Raw genomic sequence first — 14,690 nt, forward strand, 5'->3', positions numbered from 1 at the left:
AACCGGCGGGACGCTAGGCGGAACGGTACCTCGGGAACGCGCCGGCCCCGGCGTAGCGCGCCGCGTCGGCCAGCTCCTCCTCGATCCGCAGCAGCTGGTTGTACTTGGCCACCCGCTCGGAGCGGGCCGGGGCGCCGGTCTTGATCTGGCCGCAGCCGGTGGCCACCGCGAGGTCGGCGATCGTGGTGTCCTCGGTCTCGCCGGACCGGTGGCTCATCATGCAGCGGAATCCGCTGCGGTGGGCCAGCTCGACCGCGTCGAACGTCTCGGTCAGCGAGCCGATCTGGTTGACCTTGACCAGTACGGCGTTCGCCGCCTGCTCGGCGATGCCCCGGGCGATCCGCTCCGGGTTGGTGACGAACAGATCGTCGCCGACGATCTGGATCCGGTCGCCGAGCGCGGCGGTCATCGCCGACCAGCCGGCCCAGTCGTCCTCGCCCAGCGGGTCCTCGATCGACACGATCGGGTACTCGCCGACCAGCTTGGTGTAGTAGGCGACCATCTCGTCGGAGGTCTTGCCGGCGCCTTCGAAGACGTACGCGCCGTCGCGGTGGAACTCGGTGGCGGCGACGTCGAGCGCCAGCACTATGTCGGTGCCGAGCTGGTAGCCGGCGGCACCGACCGCCTCGGCGATCAGATCCAGCGCGGCGGCGTTGGTGGGCAGGTCCGGAGCGAAGCCACCTTCGTCACCGAGGCCGGTGGCCAGGCCCTTCTTCTTCAGCACCGACTTGAGCTTGTGGTAAACCTCGGCACCGCAGCGCAGCGCTTCCCGGAAGGTCGGCGCGCCGATCGGGGCGATCATGAACTCCTGCACATCGACGTTGGAGTCGGCGTGCGCGCCACCGTTGAGGATGTTCATCATCGGCACCGGCAACAGGTGGGCGTTCGGCCCGCCGAGGTACCGGAACAGGCTCAGCTCGGCGCTGTTCGCGGCGGCCTTCGCGACCGCCAGGGAAACGCCGAGAATGGCGTTCGCGCCCAGCCCGGACTTGTCCGCGGTGCCGTCCAGATCCAGCATCTTCTGGTCGATCAGCCGCTGCTCGCTCGCCTCGAAACCGACCAACTGGTCGACGATGCGCTCCTCGATGTTGGCCACCGCCTGCTCGACGCCCTTGCCGGAGTAGCGGTTCTCGTCGCCGTCACGCAGCTCGATCGCCTCGAAGGCTCCGGTGGACGCGCCGGACGGCACTGCGGCGCGGGCGATGGTGCCGTCGTCGAGCCCGATTTCGACCTCGACGGTCGGATTGCCGCGCGAATCGAGAATCTCCCTGGCGACGATTCCCTCGATGGTAGCCACTGTGTCGCTCCTCGTGATCAAGTCCCGCAAGGCCGCGACGGTGCGGCCGACCGTTCCGGTGGCAGCGTATCGGGCGACGGTGACGCTGCGGGCGCTGGCTTCCGAAACGCGGGATGTACACGTCGGGAACCACCCGGATCCGGCATCGATCCCATTTACTGACATTGATGGCAATCGGTTTGCGGCGGGTGGACAGGATCGGTCACCCTGTCACCATGCGTGCAACGGAGAACCGGTTCCGCCGCGCCGCAGCGGCCACCACCGCCGGCACGCTGCTGCTGGTCGCCGGCTGTCAGACCATCGCCGACGCCGGCCAGACCATCCAGCCGGCCGACCTGGTCAACGAGCTGGCCGCCCGACTCGACGGAGCCAGGGCGTTGACCTACTCGGCCGAGTACCAGCTGGTCGGCGGGGCCAGTGCCAGCATCGTGCAGGCGCAGACCCCGCAACGTACCGCGTACGTCTACCCGGGCGGCAAGCTGATCGTCACCGACGAGACCACCACCGAGTGTGACACCGACGACTCCCCGCCGGTCTGCACCCTGACCAGCGGGCCGCCCCCTTCCGCCCAACCGGATCCGGAGCTGTTCACCGACGCCAACGCCGGCGGCCTGGTGACCCCACCGGTGGTGATCACGCTGCTCAACGCCACCGCGTTGGATCCGGCGGCCGTGGTGAGCCAGAACGACACCACGATCGCCGGCAGACACGCCACCTGTGTGCAGGTCAGCCAGGTGCAGGGGGCGGCGGTGTCCCGGTTCGACGTGTGTGTCACCACCGAAGGCGCGCTGGGCAGCTTCACCGGGGTGGTCGATGGACAGACCGTTGAATTCGCGATAAGCCGGTACAGTGACACTGCCGACGAGACCGCCTTCACGCTCCCCCACGGAGCCCGGTCCGTCGACCGTCGACCCAGCCCGGCGTAGCGGGCCGTCCGTGGCCGACCCGGCCCCGCCCAGCCGATTCGTACCCGATGCCCGGGTGGGCCAGGGCGCCGACCCGGCCGATCCGTGTCTGGTGGTGGCCGGCCGCCGGCTGCTGGTCGGAGCCGACGGCGGACTACCGTCGGTGGCCGATCTACCGGCCGGCACCGAGTGGGTGCCGCTGGGCAGTCTGGACGGCACCCGGGTGTGGGCAGCCGGCCTGCCCGCCGTCGACGACCAGCTCGGCGGTTGGCGGAGCTGGCCGGCGATGGCCGGCGAGCTGGGTGAGCCACTCGCCGCGCTCGCCGGACGTGCCCTGCAGGTGATCACCTGGCGGCGTACCCACCGGTTCTGCGGAGCCTGCGCCACAGAACTGGTCGAGGTGCCCGGCGAGCATGCCCGCCGCTGCCCCGGCTGCGACCTGTACGTACCGATGCAGCTCTCCCCTGCCGTGCTGGCCTCGGTCACCCGCAGTCCCGGCCCCGACGGTGACGAGTTGCTGCTGGTCCGGCACACCTACGGGCCAACCGCCGTCTGGGCCCTGGTCGCCGGCTTCGTCGAGGCCGGCGAGACGCTGGAGGAGGCGGTGCACCGCGAGGTCGCCGAGGAGGTCGGCCTCGACGTGCACAAGGTGGACTACTTCGGCAGCCAGCCGTGGGCGATGTCCGGACCCGGCGTGGTGCTCGCCGGTTTCACCGCCCGCGCCGCGCCGGACGCCGAACCGGTCGTCGACGGCCGGGAAATCGCCGAGGCCCGCTGGTTCGCCCTGGACGATCTGCCGACCGAACTGCCGGCGGCGTACTCGATCTCCCGCTGGCTGATCGAACACCAGCGCGCCGGCAGGTCAGACCGGCAGTAGCGCCGGCAGGTGCCGCGGCGGCGGCGAGCCGTGCGCCAGCATCGCGTCGTGCCACTGCCGCGCCGGTACGCCGGCCGGCCGCGCCGTCGCCACCTGCGCCACCTCGGCGTAGCCCACGAAGTACGTGGACAGCTGGGTGGAGGTCAGCAGCGCCCGCCGCCACTTGCCGGCCGCCTCGCCCTCCTCCTGGAAGCCGCGGCCGGTCATCAACGCCATCGCCTCGGCCTGCGGCAGCTCCGCGCAGTGCGTCAACTGGTCCAGGATCGCGTTGATGGTCATCCGCAGCTGCATCTTCAACTGCTGCAACCGTACCGGCAGGCCGCCGAAACCGGCGTCGACCATCATCTCCTCGGCGTACACCGCCCAGCCTTCGACGAACGGCCCGGACCGGCCGACCGCCCGCACCCGGGTGGTGCCGAGGAACCGGCGGGCGTGCGCCAACTGCAGGAAGTGCCCCGGCATCGCCTCGTGCACGGTCAGGTTGCGCACCATGTGGTCGTTGTACTCACGGTAGAACGACTCGACCCGCCCGGCCGGCCAGCCCGCCGGCGTCGGTGCGATGCAGTAGAACGTCGGTACATCGGCCCGCTCCAGCACCCCCGGCGGGTCGCAGTAGGCCACCGCGACGCCCCGGGCGAACTCCGGCATCTCCTGAATGACGCACCGGTCGTCCACCATCGACACCAGATCGTGAGCGGCGACGAACTCGGTTGTCTCCCGCATCGCGGTCTGCGCCAGCGACACGATGGACGAGTCGTCCGGATGCTCGGCGGCCAACCGGGCCAGCGCGGTGCGTACCGTCTCGTCGGTGGCCGGCCCACCGGTCAGCTCGGCCGCCGCCACCCGGATCTCACCGGTCACCCGCTCCAGGTTCGCCCAGGCCCGGTCCAGTACGTCGGCGGCAGTCAGCTCGGTGTCCAGGGTGTGCCACAGCTGGGCCTCCCACAGCCGCCGGCCCAGCCGCGGATCCCGCCGGTCGACGTCGCGGTCCAGGCTGTCGCGAAGCCAGCCGGCGAACTCGTCCAACGCGAACGCCGCCTCGGCCGCCAGCGGCTCGACCTTGTCCCGCAGCCCCGGCTCCTCGGCCAGCAGCCCCGGCACCTGGTCGCGAACCAGCGCGGCGGTACCGGCGAACTGGCCGGCGGCGGTCTCGGCGTGGATAGCCGGCACGCCGCGCAGCGTCTCGCGGGCGGTGGCCAGCACGTCCGGTACGGCGCCGAGCCGCCCGGCCAGGCTGGTCAGCCGCTGCGCGGCCGGCGCGAACGGGCGGGCGATCAGCCCGTGCAGTAGCGCCCCCGGGTTGTAGACCAGCGGATTCCACTCCCGGGAGCGCACCTCGGTCAGCTCGAACAGCCGCCGGTCGACCATGGCCGACAGGATGGTGTGGTCCACCCGCTCCTGGGTGGACAGCATGTCCGCGTCCACCTCGGCGAGCGCGTTGGTGGCATCCAGCAGCATCGTCGCGGTCGCGGCGACCCCGTCGACCGACAGGTCCGGCAGCCGGTCGTCGTGGCGGTGGTCGCCGGCCGACGACGCCAGAGCGGGGTCGCTGGCGAGCAGCGCGTCGATGATGCGTTCAGCCAGAGGTACGAACGACGCCATGCCACCGACCCTAGGCCATCCCACCGACGCTGTGCGTCGAGCAACCCGGCGAGTGTCCGGACCGCCGACTCCAGTTCGTCCGGTCAATACGCGGCATAGCCGAGCACCAGTCCGGGCCGAGCCGCCGGTGGTGGCGGCCCGAGCCGGGCTGCGGACAGCGAAACCGGGCGCTCGCCGGCGAGGTGGCGTTCTCACTGCTCGCCGCCGCCCTGCTGGACCGGCTCGGGGCGGTACGGGTCTCCGCGTACAGCTGCGGGTTGGCGGTGCCGATCTTCGCGCTGGCCGCGCTCGTCGCCGGGGAGGCGACCCGCTGGCGGCTACCGACGGCGGCCGAGGCGGCGGCGCTCGGCTACCTGGCGGTGATTCTGACCGTGGTGGGGTTCCTGGCCTGGTTCACCGGGCTGCGCCGGCTCGGGTGGAACGCGCCGGCATGTTCATCGGTGTGCTGCCGGTCGCCACCCTCGTCTCGGCCGCTCTGCTCGACCGGGAACCGCCGTCGGCCGGGCAGAGCGTCGGCGTACTGATCGTCGCGACCGGCCTCGCCATCGGGTTGGGTCGAGATTCGCCGGACCGACCCCCCTCCCGCCGGGTAGTCGACGCCGCGCCGGTCGAGCCAGAACACCAGCAGGGCGTGCGGCGCGGTTAACCCGGCCAACACCGCGAAACCAGTGGACAGCCCTACTTCCGGCGTGGCCGAGACGGCGAACGGCACCAGGACAACCAGTACGGCCCCGGTAGGGATCGCCGCCTGGGCAGCGAACCGCCACATTGCCGGACCGAGCCGACCGGCGGCCAGGGTGGCAGCGTTGCCGGGGTCGGCCACCAGCAGCCGGGCCACATGCCGCACCGAGTGACCCGCCGCGAAGTAGGTGCCGAACGCCCACGCGGGCGGCACCAGCACGAACACGGCGATCAGCAGCCCGAGGTATCCGGCGTCACCGCGCCGGCCAGCCCGCAGGTCGTCGACCATGGTGGCGACCACCGCCGCGCCAGCGAGCGCTACGGCAGTCACCCGGGCCTCGGTGCTCAGGAGGTACGCCGAACCGGCGCCGATGCTCTCCAGCAGCGGATCAACCTGGTCCGGCCAGAGCGTCAGCGGCAGCAGCACCGGCGGCGCTCCGTAGGCGAGCACGGCGTACGGCCGAGTCGGTGTTCGTCGCGCGTCCCGTTGCCGGTGGAACGCCTCGTCACCGGCGCCGAAATGGACCATCGCGAGGATGAGGAAGGCGACGAACGCCGGACCGGGGGCGCGGTAGCAGATCCACCAGACGAGGACTGCGAGGCAGACGTACCCGACGAGTAGACCTGCCCGTGCTCGCCATTCGTCGGCGGCGGGTTTCAGCCAGGCCGGCACCAGATGGTCAACGGCACCGTGGGGTAGGCCGAGTAACAGCCCCACCAGCAACGGCAGCGTGGAATCGGCCGTTGATGTCGGGTGGCTCAGCACCGGCAGTTGGATCAGCAGCACCGCGCCGAACGCCGGGACGACGACCCGCCCGGCACGGCGCAGCAGCCAGCGGCCGGCACTCAATGCACGACGTGCAGCGCATCCCGGTTGGCGAACAACCGCAGCCGCCCCAGGTCGAACGCGCTCCACACGATCTTCATCAGCACCGTCAGGACCACGAACACCGCCGTCGTGGTGGGCTCATCGAACACGCCGAGACCGGCTGGCCCCACCAGCCAGACCAGGGTGAAGCCGAGCCACAGGGCGCTGAGCAGCGCCGCCAACTGGTTGAAGTGAGTCCGCATGTGGTCCGGCTGCTGGGCCGCCGCTCTGCGCAGCGGCCCCCAGATCACGGCATAGTTGGCGCCGAGCGCGAGCACGCCTACGCCGTAGGCGAGGTACCGCGTGGTCGGTTCGAGCGCCAGGTCCCCGACCAGTCCGCAGAAGATCATGGGAACGCTGGTCACTACCACGAGGGCCACCAGGTCGGTCCTCCTGCCGGCCGACGCATGCGTTCCGACCAGCACCAGCGCGTAGCCGAGCAACGGGGCGGTGACGATCCAGTCGGCGTAGTACCCCCAGTGCACGGCATGGTCGCCGACCGTGGTCAGGGCGCCGCCGAGCGCCATCACCGAGTGCCAGATGGCAGACCAGATCAGGATGACGATCGCGAGCAGGTACACGGCGACCGGGACGCCCTTGGGCTCGCGCATCCAGCGGACGAAGTACAGCACGGCACCGAGCGCGACCACCACGAAGGACCACAACCACAACTGCGACACCACGAACCCTCCGCAGTCGGGAAGCCCGCCGGAACATCCTCCCAACGGTATCCCCTTTGCCACGCTCTTGGTGGCCATTCGCAACATCAGCCGACCTGCCAGGTGCACCGTCCACCTAGGCTTGAGTCGTGCAGGCGGAGCCAGTGGCGTGCTCCGACCTGCCGGGCCGGGTGCGGGCGTGGGTCCGGAGAGCCTGTCGACGCGGCTGTGCACTTCCGGGCAGCGGTGGGAGAATCACCGATCATGAACGAGCAGGCCGGCACCGACGAGAGCATCCACGAACCGACCGACGGCGGTACGGCAGCACGCGCGCCCCGGCGGCAACGGTGGACCCGCCGCGCCCCATGGCTCGCCTTCGTCATCGCCGCCACGGTGCTCGTCGTCGACCAGCTGACGAAGATGTGGGCGGAGGCGACGCTGACCCGGGGCGAGCGGACCCCGCTGATCGGCGACGCCCTCGGCATTCAACTGATCTACAACCCGGGTGCCGCGTTCTCCTTTGGCGAGAACACCACGTGGATCTTCACCATCGCCGCCGCGATAGGCGTCGGCGTGACCGCCTGGTTCGCGTGGCGGGCCCGCTCCCGGGCCTGGGCAACGGCGCTCGGCCTGGTGCTGGGTGGGGCGTTCACCCATCTGCTCGACCGGCTGTTCCGGAAGCCGTCGTTCGGGCAGGGCCACGTCGTCGACTTCATCGCGTACTTCGACTGGTTCATCGGCAACGTCGCCGACATCGCGCTCTTCTTCGGCGTCGTCACGTTCCTCACCCTGGAACTGATCGGCATCCGGCTCCGCCCGGAGGTATCCGAGCCGACGACCGGTGACGGTGCCGACCGGTGACGCCACGCCACACCGCCGTCACCCGGTCACTGTCGTCACCCGGCCGCGGCGCGGACGGCGGCGGCGTACGCGAGGGCTGCCCGGCGTAACGCGCCTTCGGCGTCCAGGCCGTCGGCTCGGGCCTGCGCGACCAGCGCAAGCAACTGCGCGCCGAGCCGCGTCGACGGATCCGCCGCACCGTCCGGCTTCAGGTCGGCCGCGTCCGGCTGCGGCAGCGGTACGTCGACCCCAGCGCGTCCAGCCCGCCGCAGCACCTTGTCGGCCAGTGACAACGCCGGCTGGGCGAGCACGATCCCGTCCATCGGTGAGGCAGTGCCGCCCGCCTCGGAAGCGACACCCGACGCGGCCCGCTCGGCGGCCTTGATCCGCTCCCAGTTGTCGATGATCTCATCGACGTCGGCCACCGCGACACCGGCGAAGACGTGCGGGTTGCGGCGAATCATCTTCGCCACCAGGCCACCGGCCACGTCGTCGACGTCCCAGCGTTCACCGTCCGGCAGCTCCTGGGCGAGTCTGGCGTGCAGCACCACCTGCAGCAGCACGTCACCCAGCTCGTCGCGCAGCGCCGTCAGGTCACCGGCGGAGATCGCGTCGTACGCCTCGTAGCTCTCCTCCAGCAGATACCGCGCCAGCGAGTCGTGGGTCTGCTGCCGCTTCCACGGATCGCCGCCCGGTGAGACGAGCCGGTCGATCACCTCGACCGCGTCGAGCAGCCGGGCGCCGGGCGGATCCCAGGAGCCGTACATCAGCTCCAGCTCGGCCAGTGCGGGCTCGCGGGCCAGCCGCAGACCCAGCTGGCGGGCCAGGTCCTCGTCACCGGCCGGACCGGCCAGCCACACCGCCGTACCGTGCTCGGCGGCGGCCGCCAGCAGCGTCTCCTCAACCGACTCCGACTTCGGTGCCGGCACAGTGACAGCGCCACCGGCGACGCTGACCGCCGCGGCCAGCTCACTGTCCGCGGCGGCGAACACCGGAAACCGGCGTACGACGTCCCAGGCCTGCGCGGTGAGCAGCCCGGCCGGCAGCCGGGGCGAGGTGACCAGCAGGATGATCCGGGGGTTCACTGCCGTTCGGAGACCGTGCCCGAGTCGCCGTCGCCCAGCGGGATGCCGACCGCGATCACGTTGCCCTGAGGCGCCTGGAAGCTGAGCACCGGAAACTCCAGCGGACGGTACCGCGGGTTGACCGTCACGTCCTGCTCGGCGACCGCGTCGGCGAGCGCATCGCGGGCGGCCAGCGAGGAGCGCAACTGCTCACCGTCGAGCTGGCCGGCGGCCTCCTCGTCGGTGACCTCGTCCGGGATCACCCCAGCGGCCCGGCCCTTCTCGACCAGGTCGAACAGCTCTTCCCGGGTCGGCTGCACCTGGCCGCCGGCCTGCAGACCGACGATACAGGTCCAGGCCTGCGAAGCCGTCTGCCCGTACTCCGATGCGGGCGGCAGACCCAACTGCTCCGGGGAGACCGGCTGCGCGCCGCTCGGCGCATCGAGCTGGGCGCAGACGTCGGCGAGCACCAGAGCGCTGACCACCTGCTGCCGAGTCGGCAGCGGCGGGGCACCCTGCTGGTCGGCCTGCTCGCCGAGCTGGTCGGCCATGTCGTCGATGAGGCTGGTCACCTGCTCCTCGGTGTACTGCTCGTCGCCGACGTAGGCGGCGACCCCGGGCTGCGACCGACAGGCGGACAGTGCGGCGACCCCGACCAGGGCAATGACGGTGATCGACGCCAGACGACGGACACGCTGCATGGACGACACTCTCTCACGCACCCCTACCGGCCGGTGCACCGACCCGGGCACTGTCCGTCGACAGTACGACACCCGTGGTCGGCGGGTCACCGAGCACGTCGCGCAGCAGCTGGGCGCACCAGTCCAGCAGCGCCTGGTCGCGCAGCGGCTCGCCGCCGATCCGCCGGGTCGTCGGCCGGGGCACGCTGACCTGGTCGGCGGCCGACTTGTAGACCGAGTCCGGGTGGTAACGCTTGAGCCGCAGCTGCTTCGAGTCGGGCAGCACCAGCGGGGCGAACCGGACATGCTTGCCCTGCATCGACACGTCTGTCAGCCCGTACGCCTTTGCCAGCAGCCGGAACCGCGCCACCGCCACCAGGTTGCCGACCTGCGCCGGTGGTTCGCCGTACCGGTCGGTCATCTCGGCGACGACCTCCTGCAGCGCGGCGGCGTCGCGGGCCCCGGCCAGCTTGCGGTACATCTCCAGGCGAAGCCGTTCCACGCCGATGTAGTCGTGCGGCAGGTGCGCGTCGACCGGCAGGTCGACCTTCACCTCGGCGGCCTCGGCGTCGTCGGGCGCCTCGCCCTTGAAGTTCTGCACCGCCTCGCCGACCATCCGCACATACAGGTCGAACCCGACGCCCTCGATGTGGCCGGACTGTTCGCCGCCGAGCAGGTTGCCGGCGCCCCGGATCTCCAGGTCCTTCATCGCCACGTACATGCCGGCGCCCAACTCGGTGTGCTGGGCGATGGTGGACAACCGCTCGTGCGCGTGCTCGGTCAACGGCTTCTCGCGCGGGTAGAGGAAATAGGCGTACGCCCGCTCCCGACCCCGACCGACCCGGCCCCGGATCTGGTGCAGTTGGGCCAGGCCGAGCAGGTCGGCCCGCTCCACGATCAGCGTGTTCGCGTTGGGGATGTCGATGCCGGACTCGACGATCGTGGTGCAGACCAGGACATCGAACTCCTTCTCCCAGAAGCCGACCATCACCTTCTCCAGGGCGTCCTCACCCATCTGACCGTGCGCCACCGCGACCCGCGCCTCCGGCACCAGCTCCCGTAGCCGCCGGGCCGCCTTGTCGATCGACTCGACCCGGTTGTGCAGGTAGAAGACCTGGCCGTCGCGGAGCAGCTCGCGGTGGATCGCGGCGGCGACCTGCTTGTCGTCGTACGCTCCAACGGCGGTCAGCACCGGGTGGCGCTCCTCCGGCGGGGTGGCGATCGTCGACATCTCCCGGATGCCGGTGATCGCCATCTCCAGGGTGCGCGGGATCGGCGTCGCCGACATGGTCAGCACGTCGACCGAGGTGCGCAGCGACTTCAGGTGCTCCTTGTGCTCCACCCCGAACCGCTGCTCCTCGTCGACGATGATCAGCCCGAGTGCCTTGAAGCGGGTGGCCGACTGCAGCAGCCGGTGGGTGCCGATGACGATGTCGGCGGTGCCCTCGGCGGCCATGGTCAGCGTCTGCTCGGTCTCCTTGGGGGTCTGGAACCGGGACAGCTGCCGAATCTCGACCGGGAACTGGGCCATCCGCTCGGCGAACGTGTTGTAGTGCTGCTGGGCGAGCAGCGTCGTCGGCACCAGCACCGCCACCTGCTTACCGTCCTGTACCGCCTTGAACGCCGCCCGTACCGCGATCTCGGTCTTGCCGTAACCGACATCGCCGCAGATCAGCCGGTCCATCGGGGTCGACTGCTGCATGTCGCCCTTGACCTCGTCGATCGCCGCCAGCTGGTCCGGAGTCTCGGTGTACGGGAAGGCGTCCTCCAGCTCCCGCTGCCACGGGGTGTCCGGGCCGAACGCGTGCCCCTTGGCGGCCTTGCGGGCCGCGTACAGCTGAATCAGCTGGGCGGCGATCTCCCGGACCGCCTTGCGGGCCCGGGTCTTGGCCTTCTGCCAGTCCGAGCCGCCCATCTTGTGCAGCGTCGGCTGCTCCCCGCCGACGTAGCGGGACAGCTGGTCCAACTGGTCGGTCGGCACGAACAGCCGGTCGCCGGGCTGGCCGCGTTTGGCCGGCGCGTACTCGATGACCAGGTACTCCCGGTCGGCGCCGTTGACCTTGCGCTGCACCAGTTCGATGTAGCGGCCGATGCCGTGCTGCTCGTGCACGACGTGGTCGCCGGCGCGCAGCTCCAACGGGTCGATGGTGTTGCGCCGCCGGCTCGGCATCTTCCGCATGTCCTTGGTGGACGCGCCCCGGCCGCCGCTGATGTCGGCGCCGGTGACGATGGCGAGCCTGGCCCGTTCGGCGAGGAAACCGTTGCCGACCCGGCCGCAGGTGACGATCAGCTCGCCGGCTTTCGGCGCGTTTGGCACGGTCTCGGTGAGGGTCGCGCCGAGCCCGGCGTCGCGCAGCACGCTGACCGAGCGCTGCGCCGGCCCGTGCCCCTCGAAGACCAGCACCACCGACCAACCGTCACCGGTCCAGCGCAACAGGTCGTCGACGACCCGCGCGGTCTCGCCGTGGTAGAGCGGCGCTGGGACGGCGGCCAAGGCCATCGCGTCCCCGACGTCCGGGCTGACGCTCACCGGGGCCAGCGCGTCCTCCCACGGCGCGACGTCAGACGCCGGGTCGGTCGCGCTGTCGGCTTCCGCCAGGCCGAACGGGGACAGCGTCCACCACGGCTGGTCGAGCGCGGCGGCCACCGCGCGTACCTCGGCCAGGGCGCGGAAAGCGGCCGCGCCCAGGTCGATCGGGGCCTGGCCACCGACGGCGGCCGCAGCCCAGCTGGCCTCGAGAAACTCCGCCGAGGTACGGACCAGATCGTGCGCCCGGGTGCGGATCCGCTCCGGGTCGCAGAGCAGTACGTGCGTGTCGGCCGGCATGCAGTGCAGCAGCAGCTCCATGCTGTCGGTGCCGTCGAGCAGGGCCGGGGCGAGGGACTCCATGCCTTCGACCGGGATGCCCTCGGCTAGCTTGTCCAGGATCTCGCCGAGCTCGGGGTGCTGCTGGGCCAGCTCGGTGGCCCGCCGCCGGACCGGTTCGGTGAGCAGCAACTCGCGGCACGGCGGTGCCCACAGGCGGTCGACGGCTTCGATGGTGCGCTGGTCGGCGACGGCGAAGGTACGGATCTCCTCGACGTCGTCGCCCCAGAACTCGACCCGGGACGGGTGCTCGTCCGTCGGCGGGAACACGTCCAGGATGCCGCCGCGAACCGCGAACTCACCGCGCTTGGTGACCAGGTCGACCCGTGCGTACGCCATCGAGACCAGCCGGTCGACGACCTCCTCCAGGCTGGCCGCCCGTCCCGGTGCCAGCTGGACGGGTTCCAGGTCACCGAGCCCTTTGAGCTGAGGCTGCAGCACGGAGCGTACCGGGGCCACGACCACCCGCAGCGCACCGGTCACCCCGCGCGCCGACTCGGCATCCGGATGGGCGAGCCTGCGCAGCACCTCCAGCCGCCGCCCGACAGTGTCCGAGCGGGGCGACAGCCGCTCGTGCGGCAACGTTTCCCAGCTCGGGAAGACCGCCACCTGGCCGGCCGGCAGCAGGTCACCGAGGGCGGCGGCCAGGTCGTCGGCCTCCCGGCTGGTCGCGGTGACCGCCAGCACCGGTCGCCCCGCCCCGCCCGCCTGCGCCTCGGCGGCCACCGCCGCGACGGTGAACGGACGCAGCGCCGGCGGCGCGGTGACGTCCAACCCGTCCTTTTCCGGCGTGGCGATCTTGGCCAGATCCCGTACCCGGGTCAGGGCGGGATCGGCGAGGGCGGCGCTGAGCAGGCCGGCGAGCGCGGTCATGATCACAACCTTCGCGGTGGGATACGCCTTGCTGTGGTGCGCGCTTCGGCGGCGCGCACGCGACGACAACCCCACGCCCGGTCCGGGCGGGGGGTCAGGCCTACCAGCCTATCCGCCCACCGATCCGCCCTCACCCACTAACCTCGCCGGACATGGGCACACCGACCAAGAAACGGTTCGTCGAACTCAGCCACGTCGTCCGGGACGGCATGGTCACCTATCCGGGACTACCCGCCCCGGCGATCACCGAGTGGCTCAGCCGGGAGGCCTCGGCCGAGCGGTACGCGGCCGGCACCACGTTCCGGATCAACCAGATCACGATGATCGGCAACACCGGCACGTACCTGGACGCCCCGTCGCACCGCTGGTCCGACGGGGCGGACCTGGCCGGGCTGCCGCTGGAAAAGCTGGCTGATCTCCCCGGCGTGGTGGTCCGGGTGCCGCCCTCGACGCGAGCGGTGGACGCCGCGCTGCTGCGCCCGCACCTGGCCGGGGCTGCCGTCGTCGGCGACACGGCCGCCGGCGACGGTACGGCCGCCGGCGGCGCGGTGGCGGGGCGGGCGGTGCTGCTGGACACCGGCTGGTCGGCACACTTCGGCACCGAGCGGTACGCCGACCCGGACCACCCGTACCTGACGGCAGACGGGGCGGAGCTGCTGGCCTCGGCCGGGGTTGCCCTGGTCGGCATCGACTCGATCAACATCGACGACACCGCACCCTCGGCCAACGGTGCCCGGCCGGCGCACAGCATCCTGCTGGCCGCCGGGATCCCGATCGTCGAGCACCTACGTGGGCTCGGCGAGCTACCGGCGTACGGGTTCCGGTTCAGCGCCGTACCGCCGATGTTCGCCGGGCTGGACACCGCGCCGGTCCACGCGTACGCCATCGTCGACTGACCGTACTGAACCTACGGTCGCCGACCGGCGACGCGCCGGCCTCGACCGTCAGCCGGCACCTCGTCAGGCTGCGCGGCGGCGTCGGGGCGCGACGTCGTCGCGCAGCAGTCGCGGGATGAGCCGGGTCAGGGCGAGCGCCTGCGCGCCGTCGACCGGCCACTGGTCGACGGCGCCACCGAGCCGAAATTCCAGTAGTACGCCGCCAGCCAGCACCGCCGCCGTACCGGTCGCGCCGGTCGGCTGCCTTCGGGCCGCCTGCGCTGGTTCGGCCGGGTCGAGTTGCCAGCGGCCGACGGCGACGTCCAGGCAGGGGTGCTCCGCTGCCGGGACGCGATGCAGGCGAGACGAGTGCCAGGCGGCGCTGTCGGGCGTGGTGGCGCAGTCGAGGCCGCGCAGACACCACGGCGGATGGGCACGCTTCGGTAGATTGCTCATGGGCCGGGGGTCCTTCCCGGTCAAGGCCCGGGATCACGGCGCGCCAACTCCACCCGGGCCGCCTACAATGTCCTGCTCCACCCGGTTGCGATCCAAGGAGAGCAGTACCGAGGTTACGACAGAGCGTCGACATTGTCGACGTGATAG

Annotated in this window: 12 protein-coding genes; 4 read left to right on the forward strand and 8 right to left on the reverse strand. The window is 71.4% G+C overall.

Going from position 1 to position 14,690, the window contains the following annotated elements:
- Positions 1-13: 13 nt before the first annotated feature.
- Positions 14-1,297: a phosphopyruvate hydratase gene (gene eno, locus O7610_RS17395; RefSeq protein ID WP_281551780.1), complete on the reverse strand. Its 1,284-nt coding sequence runs from the start codon at positions 1,295-1,297 to the stop codon at positions 14-16.
- A 215-nt stretch (positions 1,298-1,512) separates the two neighbouring features.
- On the opposite strand from eno, the gene O7610_RS17400 reads away from it, so the two are divergent.
- Both O7610_RS17400 and nudC read left to right on the forward strand, forming a co-directional pair.
- On the forward strand, positions 1,513-2,223 hold the full coding sequence (locus O7610_RS17400) for a hypothetical protein (protein WP_289211363.1): 711 nt from the start codon (positions 1,513-1,515) through the stop codon (positions 2,221-2,223).
- A gap of 10 nt (positions 2,224-2,233) precedes the next feature.
- Positions 2,234-3,079: an NAD(+) diphosphatase gene (nudC, locus tag O7610_RS17405; protein WP_281567262.1), complete on the forward strand. Its 846-nt coding sequence runs from the start codon at positions 2,234-2,236 to the stop codon at positions 3,077-3,079.
- Here the strand turns inward: nudC and O7610_RS17410 are convergent.
- The 3 genes from O7610_RS17410 to O7610_RS17420 form a co-directional block, all read right to left on the reverse strand.
- The gene (locus O7610_RS17410; protein WP_281551783.1) at positions 3,065-4,681 is read right to left on the reverse strand and encodes a DUF885 domain-containing protein; all 1,617 of its coding nucleotides are present in this window, start codon (positions 4,679-4,681) and stop codon (positions 3,065-3,067) included. The two genes, nudC and O7610_RS17410, sit on opposite strands and share 15 nt — an antisense overlap.
- 349 nt (positions 4,682-5,030) lie before the next feature.
- The gene (locus O7610_RS17415) at positions 5,031-6,212 is read right to left on the reverse strand and encodes a Brp/Blh family beta-carotene 15,15'-dioxygenase (protein ID WP_281551784.1); all 1,182 of its coding nucleotides are present in this window, start codon (positions 6,210-6,212) and stop codon (positions 5,031-5,033) included.
- Positions 6,209-6,910 carry a bacteriorhodopsin gene (locus O7610_RS17420; protein WP_289211364.1) on the reverse strand — a complete coding sequence of 234 codons (702 nt, stop codon included), beginning with the start codon at positions 6,908-6,910 and terminating at the stop codon, positions 6,209-6,211. Before O7610_RS17420 ends, O7610_RS17415 begins: the two co-directional genes overlap by 4 nt.
- A gap of 243 nt (positions 6,911-7,153) precedes the next feature.
- On the opposite strand from O7610_RS17420, the gene O7610_RS17425 reads away from it, so the two are divergent.
- The gene (locus O7610_RS17425) at positions 7,154-7,750 is read left to right on the forward strand and encodes a signal peptidase II (protein WP_281551786.1); all 597 of its coding nucleotides are present in this window, start codon (positions 7,154-7,156) and stop codon (positions 7,748-7,750) included.
- A 35-nt stretch (positions 7,751-7,785) separates the two neighbouring features.
- On the opposite strand, the gene O7610_RS17430 is transcribed toward O7610_RS17425, so the two are convergent.
- The 3 genes from O7610_RS17430 to mfd are packed head-to-tail and all read right to left on the reverse strand — an operon-like array spanning position 7,786 to position 13,212.
- The gene (locus O7610_RS17430) at positions 7,786-8,814 is read right to left on the reverse strand and encodes a nucleoside triphosphate pyrophosphohydrolase (RefSeq protein ID WP_281551787.1); all 1,029 of its coding nucleotides are present in this window, start codon (positions 8,812-8,814) and stop codon (positions 7,786-7,788) included.
- Positions 8,811-9,494 carry a hypothetical protein gene (locus O7610_RS17435; RefSeq protein WP_281551788.1) on the reverse strand — a complete coding sequence of 228 codons (684 nt, stop codon included), beginning with the start codon at positions 9,492-9,494 and terminating at the stop codon, positions 8,811-8,813. Before O7610_RS17435 ends, O7610_RS17430 begins: the two co-directional genes overlap by 4 nt.
- Before the next feature lie 13 nt (positions 9,495-9,507).
- Positions 9,508-13,212, reverse strand: coding sequence for a transcription-repair coupling factor (gene mfd / locus O7610_RS17440; RefSeq protein ID WP_281567259.1), 3,705 nt, complete (start codon positions 13,210-13,212; stop codon positions 9,508-9,510).
- Between the two features lie 152 nt (positions 13,213-13,364).
- Between mfd and O7610_RS17445 the strand changes: the two genes are divergently transcribed.
- On the forward strand, positions 13,365-14,108 hold the full coding sequence (locus O7610_RS17445) for a cyclase family protein (protein WP_289211365.1): 744 nt from the start codon (positions 13,365-13,367) through the stop codon (positions 14,106-14,108).
- Between the two features lie 63 nt (positions 14,109-14,171).
- Here O7610_RS17445 and O7610_RS17450 read toward each other — a convergent pair whose 3' ends face one another.
- Positions 14,172-14,543 (reverse strand): hypothetical protein, encoded by a 372-nt coding sequence (locus O7610_RS17450; protein ID WP_281567257.1) that lies wholly within the window; start codon positions 14,541-14,543, stop codon positions 14,172-14,174.
- Positions 14,544-14,690: the final 147 nt, after the last annotated feature.

The organism is Solwaraspora sp. WMMA2065 (genome assembly GCF_030345075.1).
Taxonomy (GTDB): Bacteria; Actinomycetota; Actinomycetes; order Mycobacteriales; family Micromonosporaceae; genus Micromonospora_E.

Coding starts and splice junctions, on each gene's coding strand:
- O7610_RS17400 (WP_289211363.1), top strand. CDS start 1,513: ATGCGTGCAACGGAGAACCGGTTCCGCCGCGCCGCAGCGGCCACCACC.
- O7610_RS17410 (WP_281551783.1), bottom strand. CDS start 4,681: ATGGCGTCGTTCGTACCTCTGGCTGAACGCATCATCGACGCGCTGCTC.
- O7610_RS17425 (WP_281551786.1), top strand. CDS start 7,154: ATGAACGAGCAGGCCGGCACCGACGAGAGCATCCACGAACCGACCGAC.
- O7610_RS17435 (WP_281551788.1), bottom strand. CDS start 9,494: ATGCAGCGTGTCCGTCGTCTGGCGTCGATCACCGTCATTGCCCTGGTC.
- mfd (WP_281567259.1), bottom strand. CDS start 13,212: ATGACCGCGCTCGCCGGCCTGCTCAGCGCCGCCCTCGCCGATCCCGCC.
- O7610_RS17445 (WP_289211365.1), top strand. CDS start 13,365: ATGGGCACACCGACCAAGAAACGGTTCGTCGAACTCAGCCACGTCGTC.
- O7610_RS17450 (WP_281567257.1), bottom strand. CDS start 14,543: ATGAGCAATCTACCGAAGCGTGCCCATCCGCCGTGGTGTCTGCGCGGC.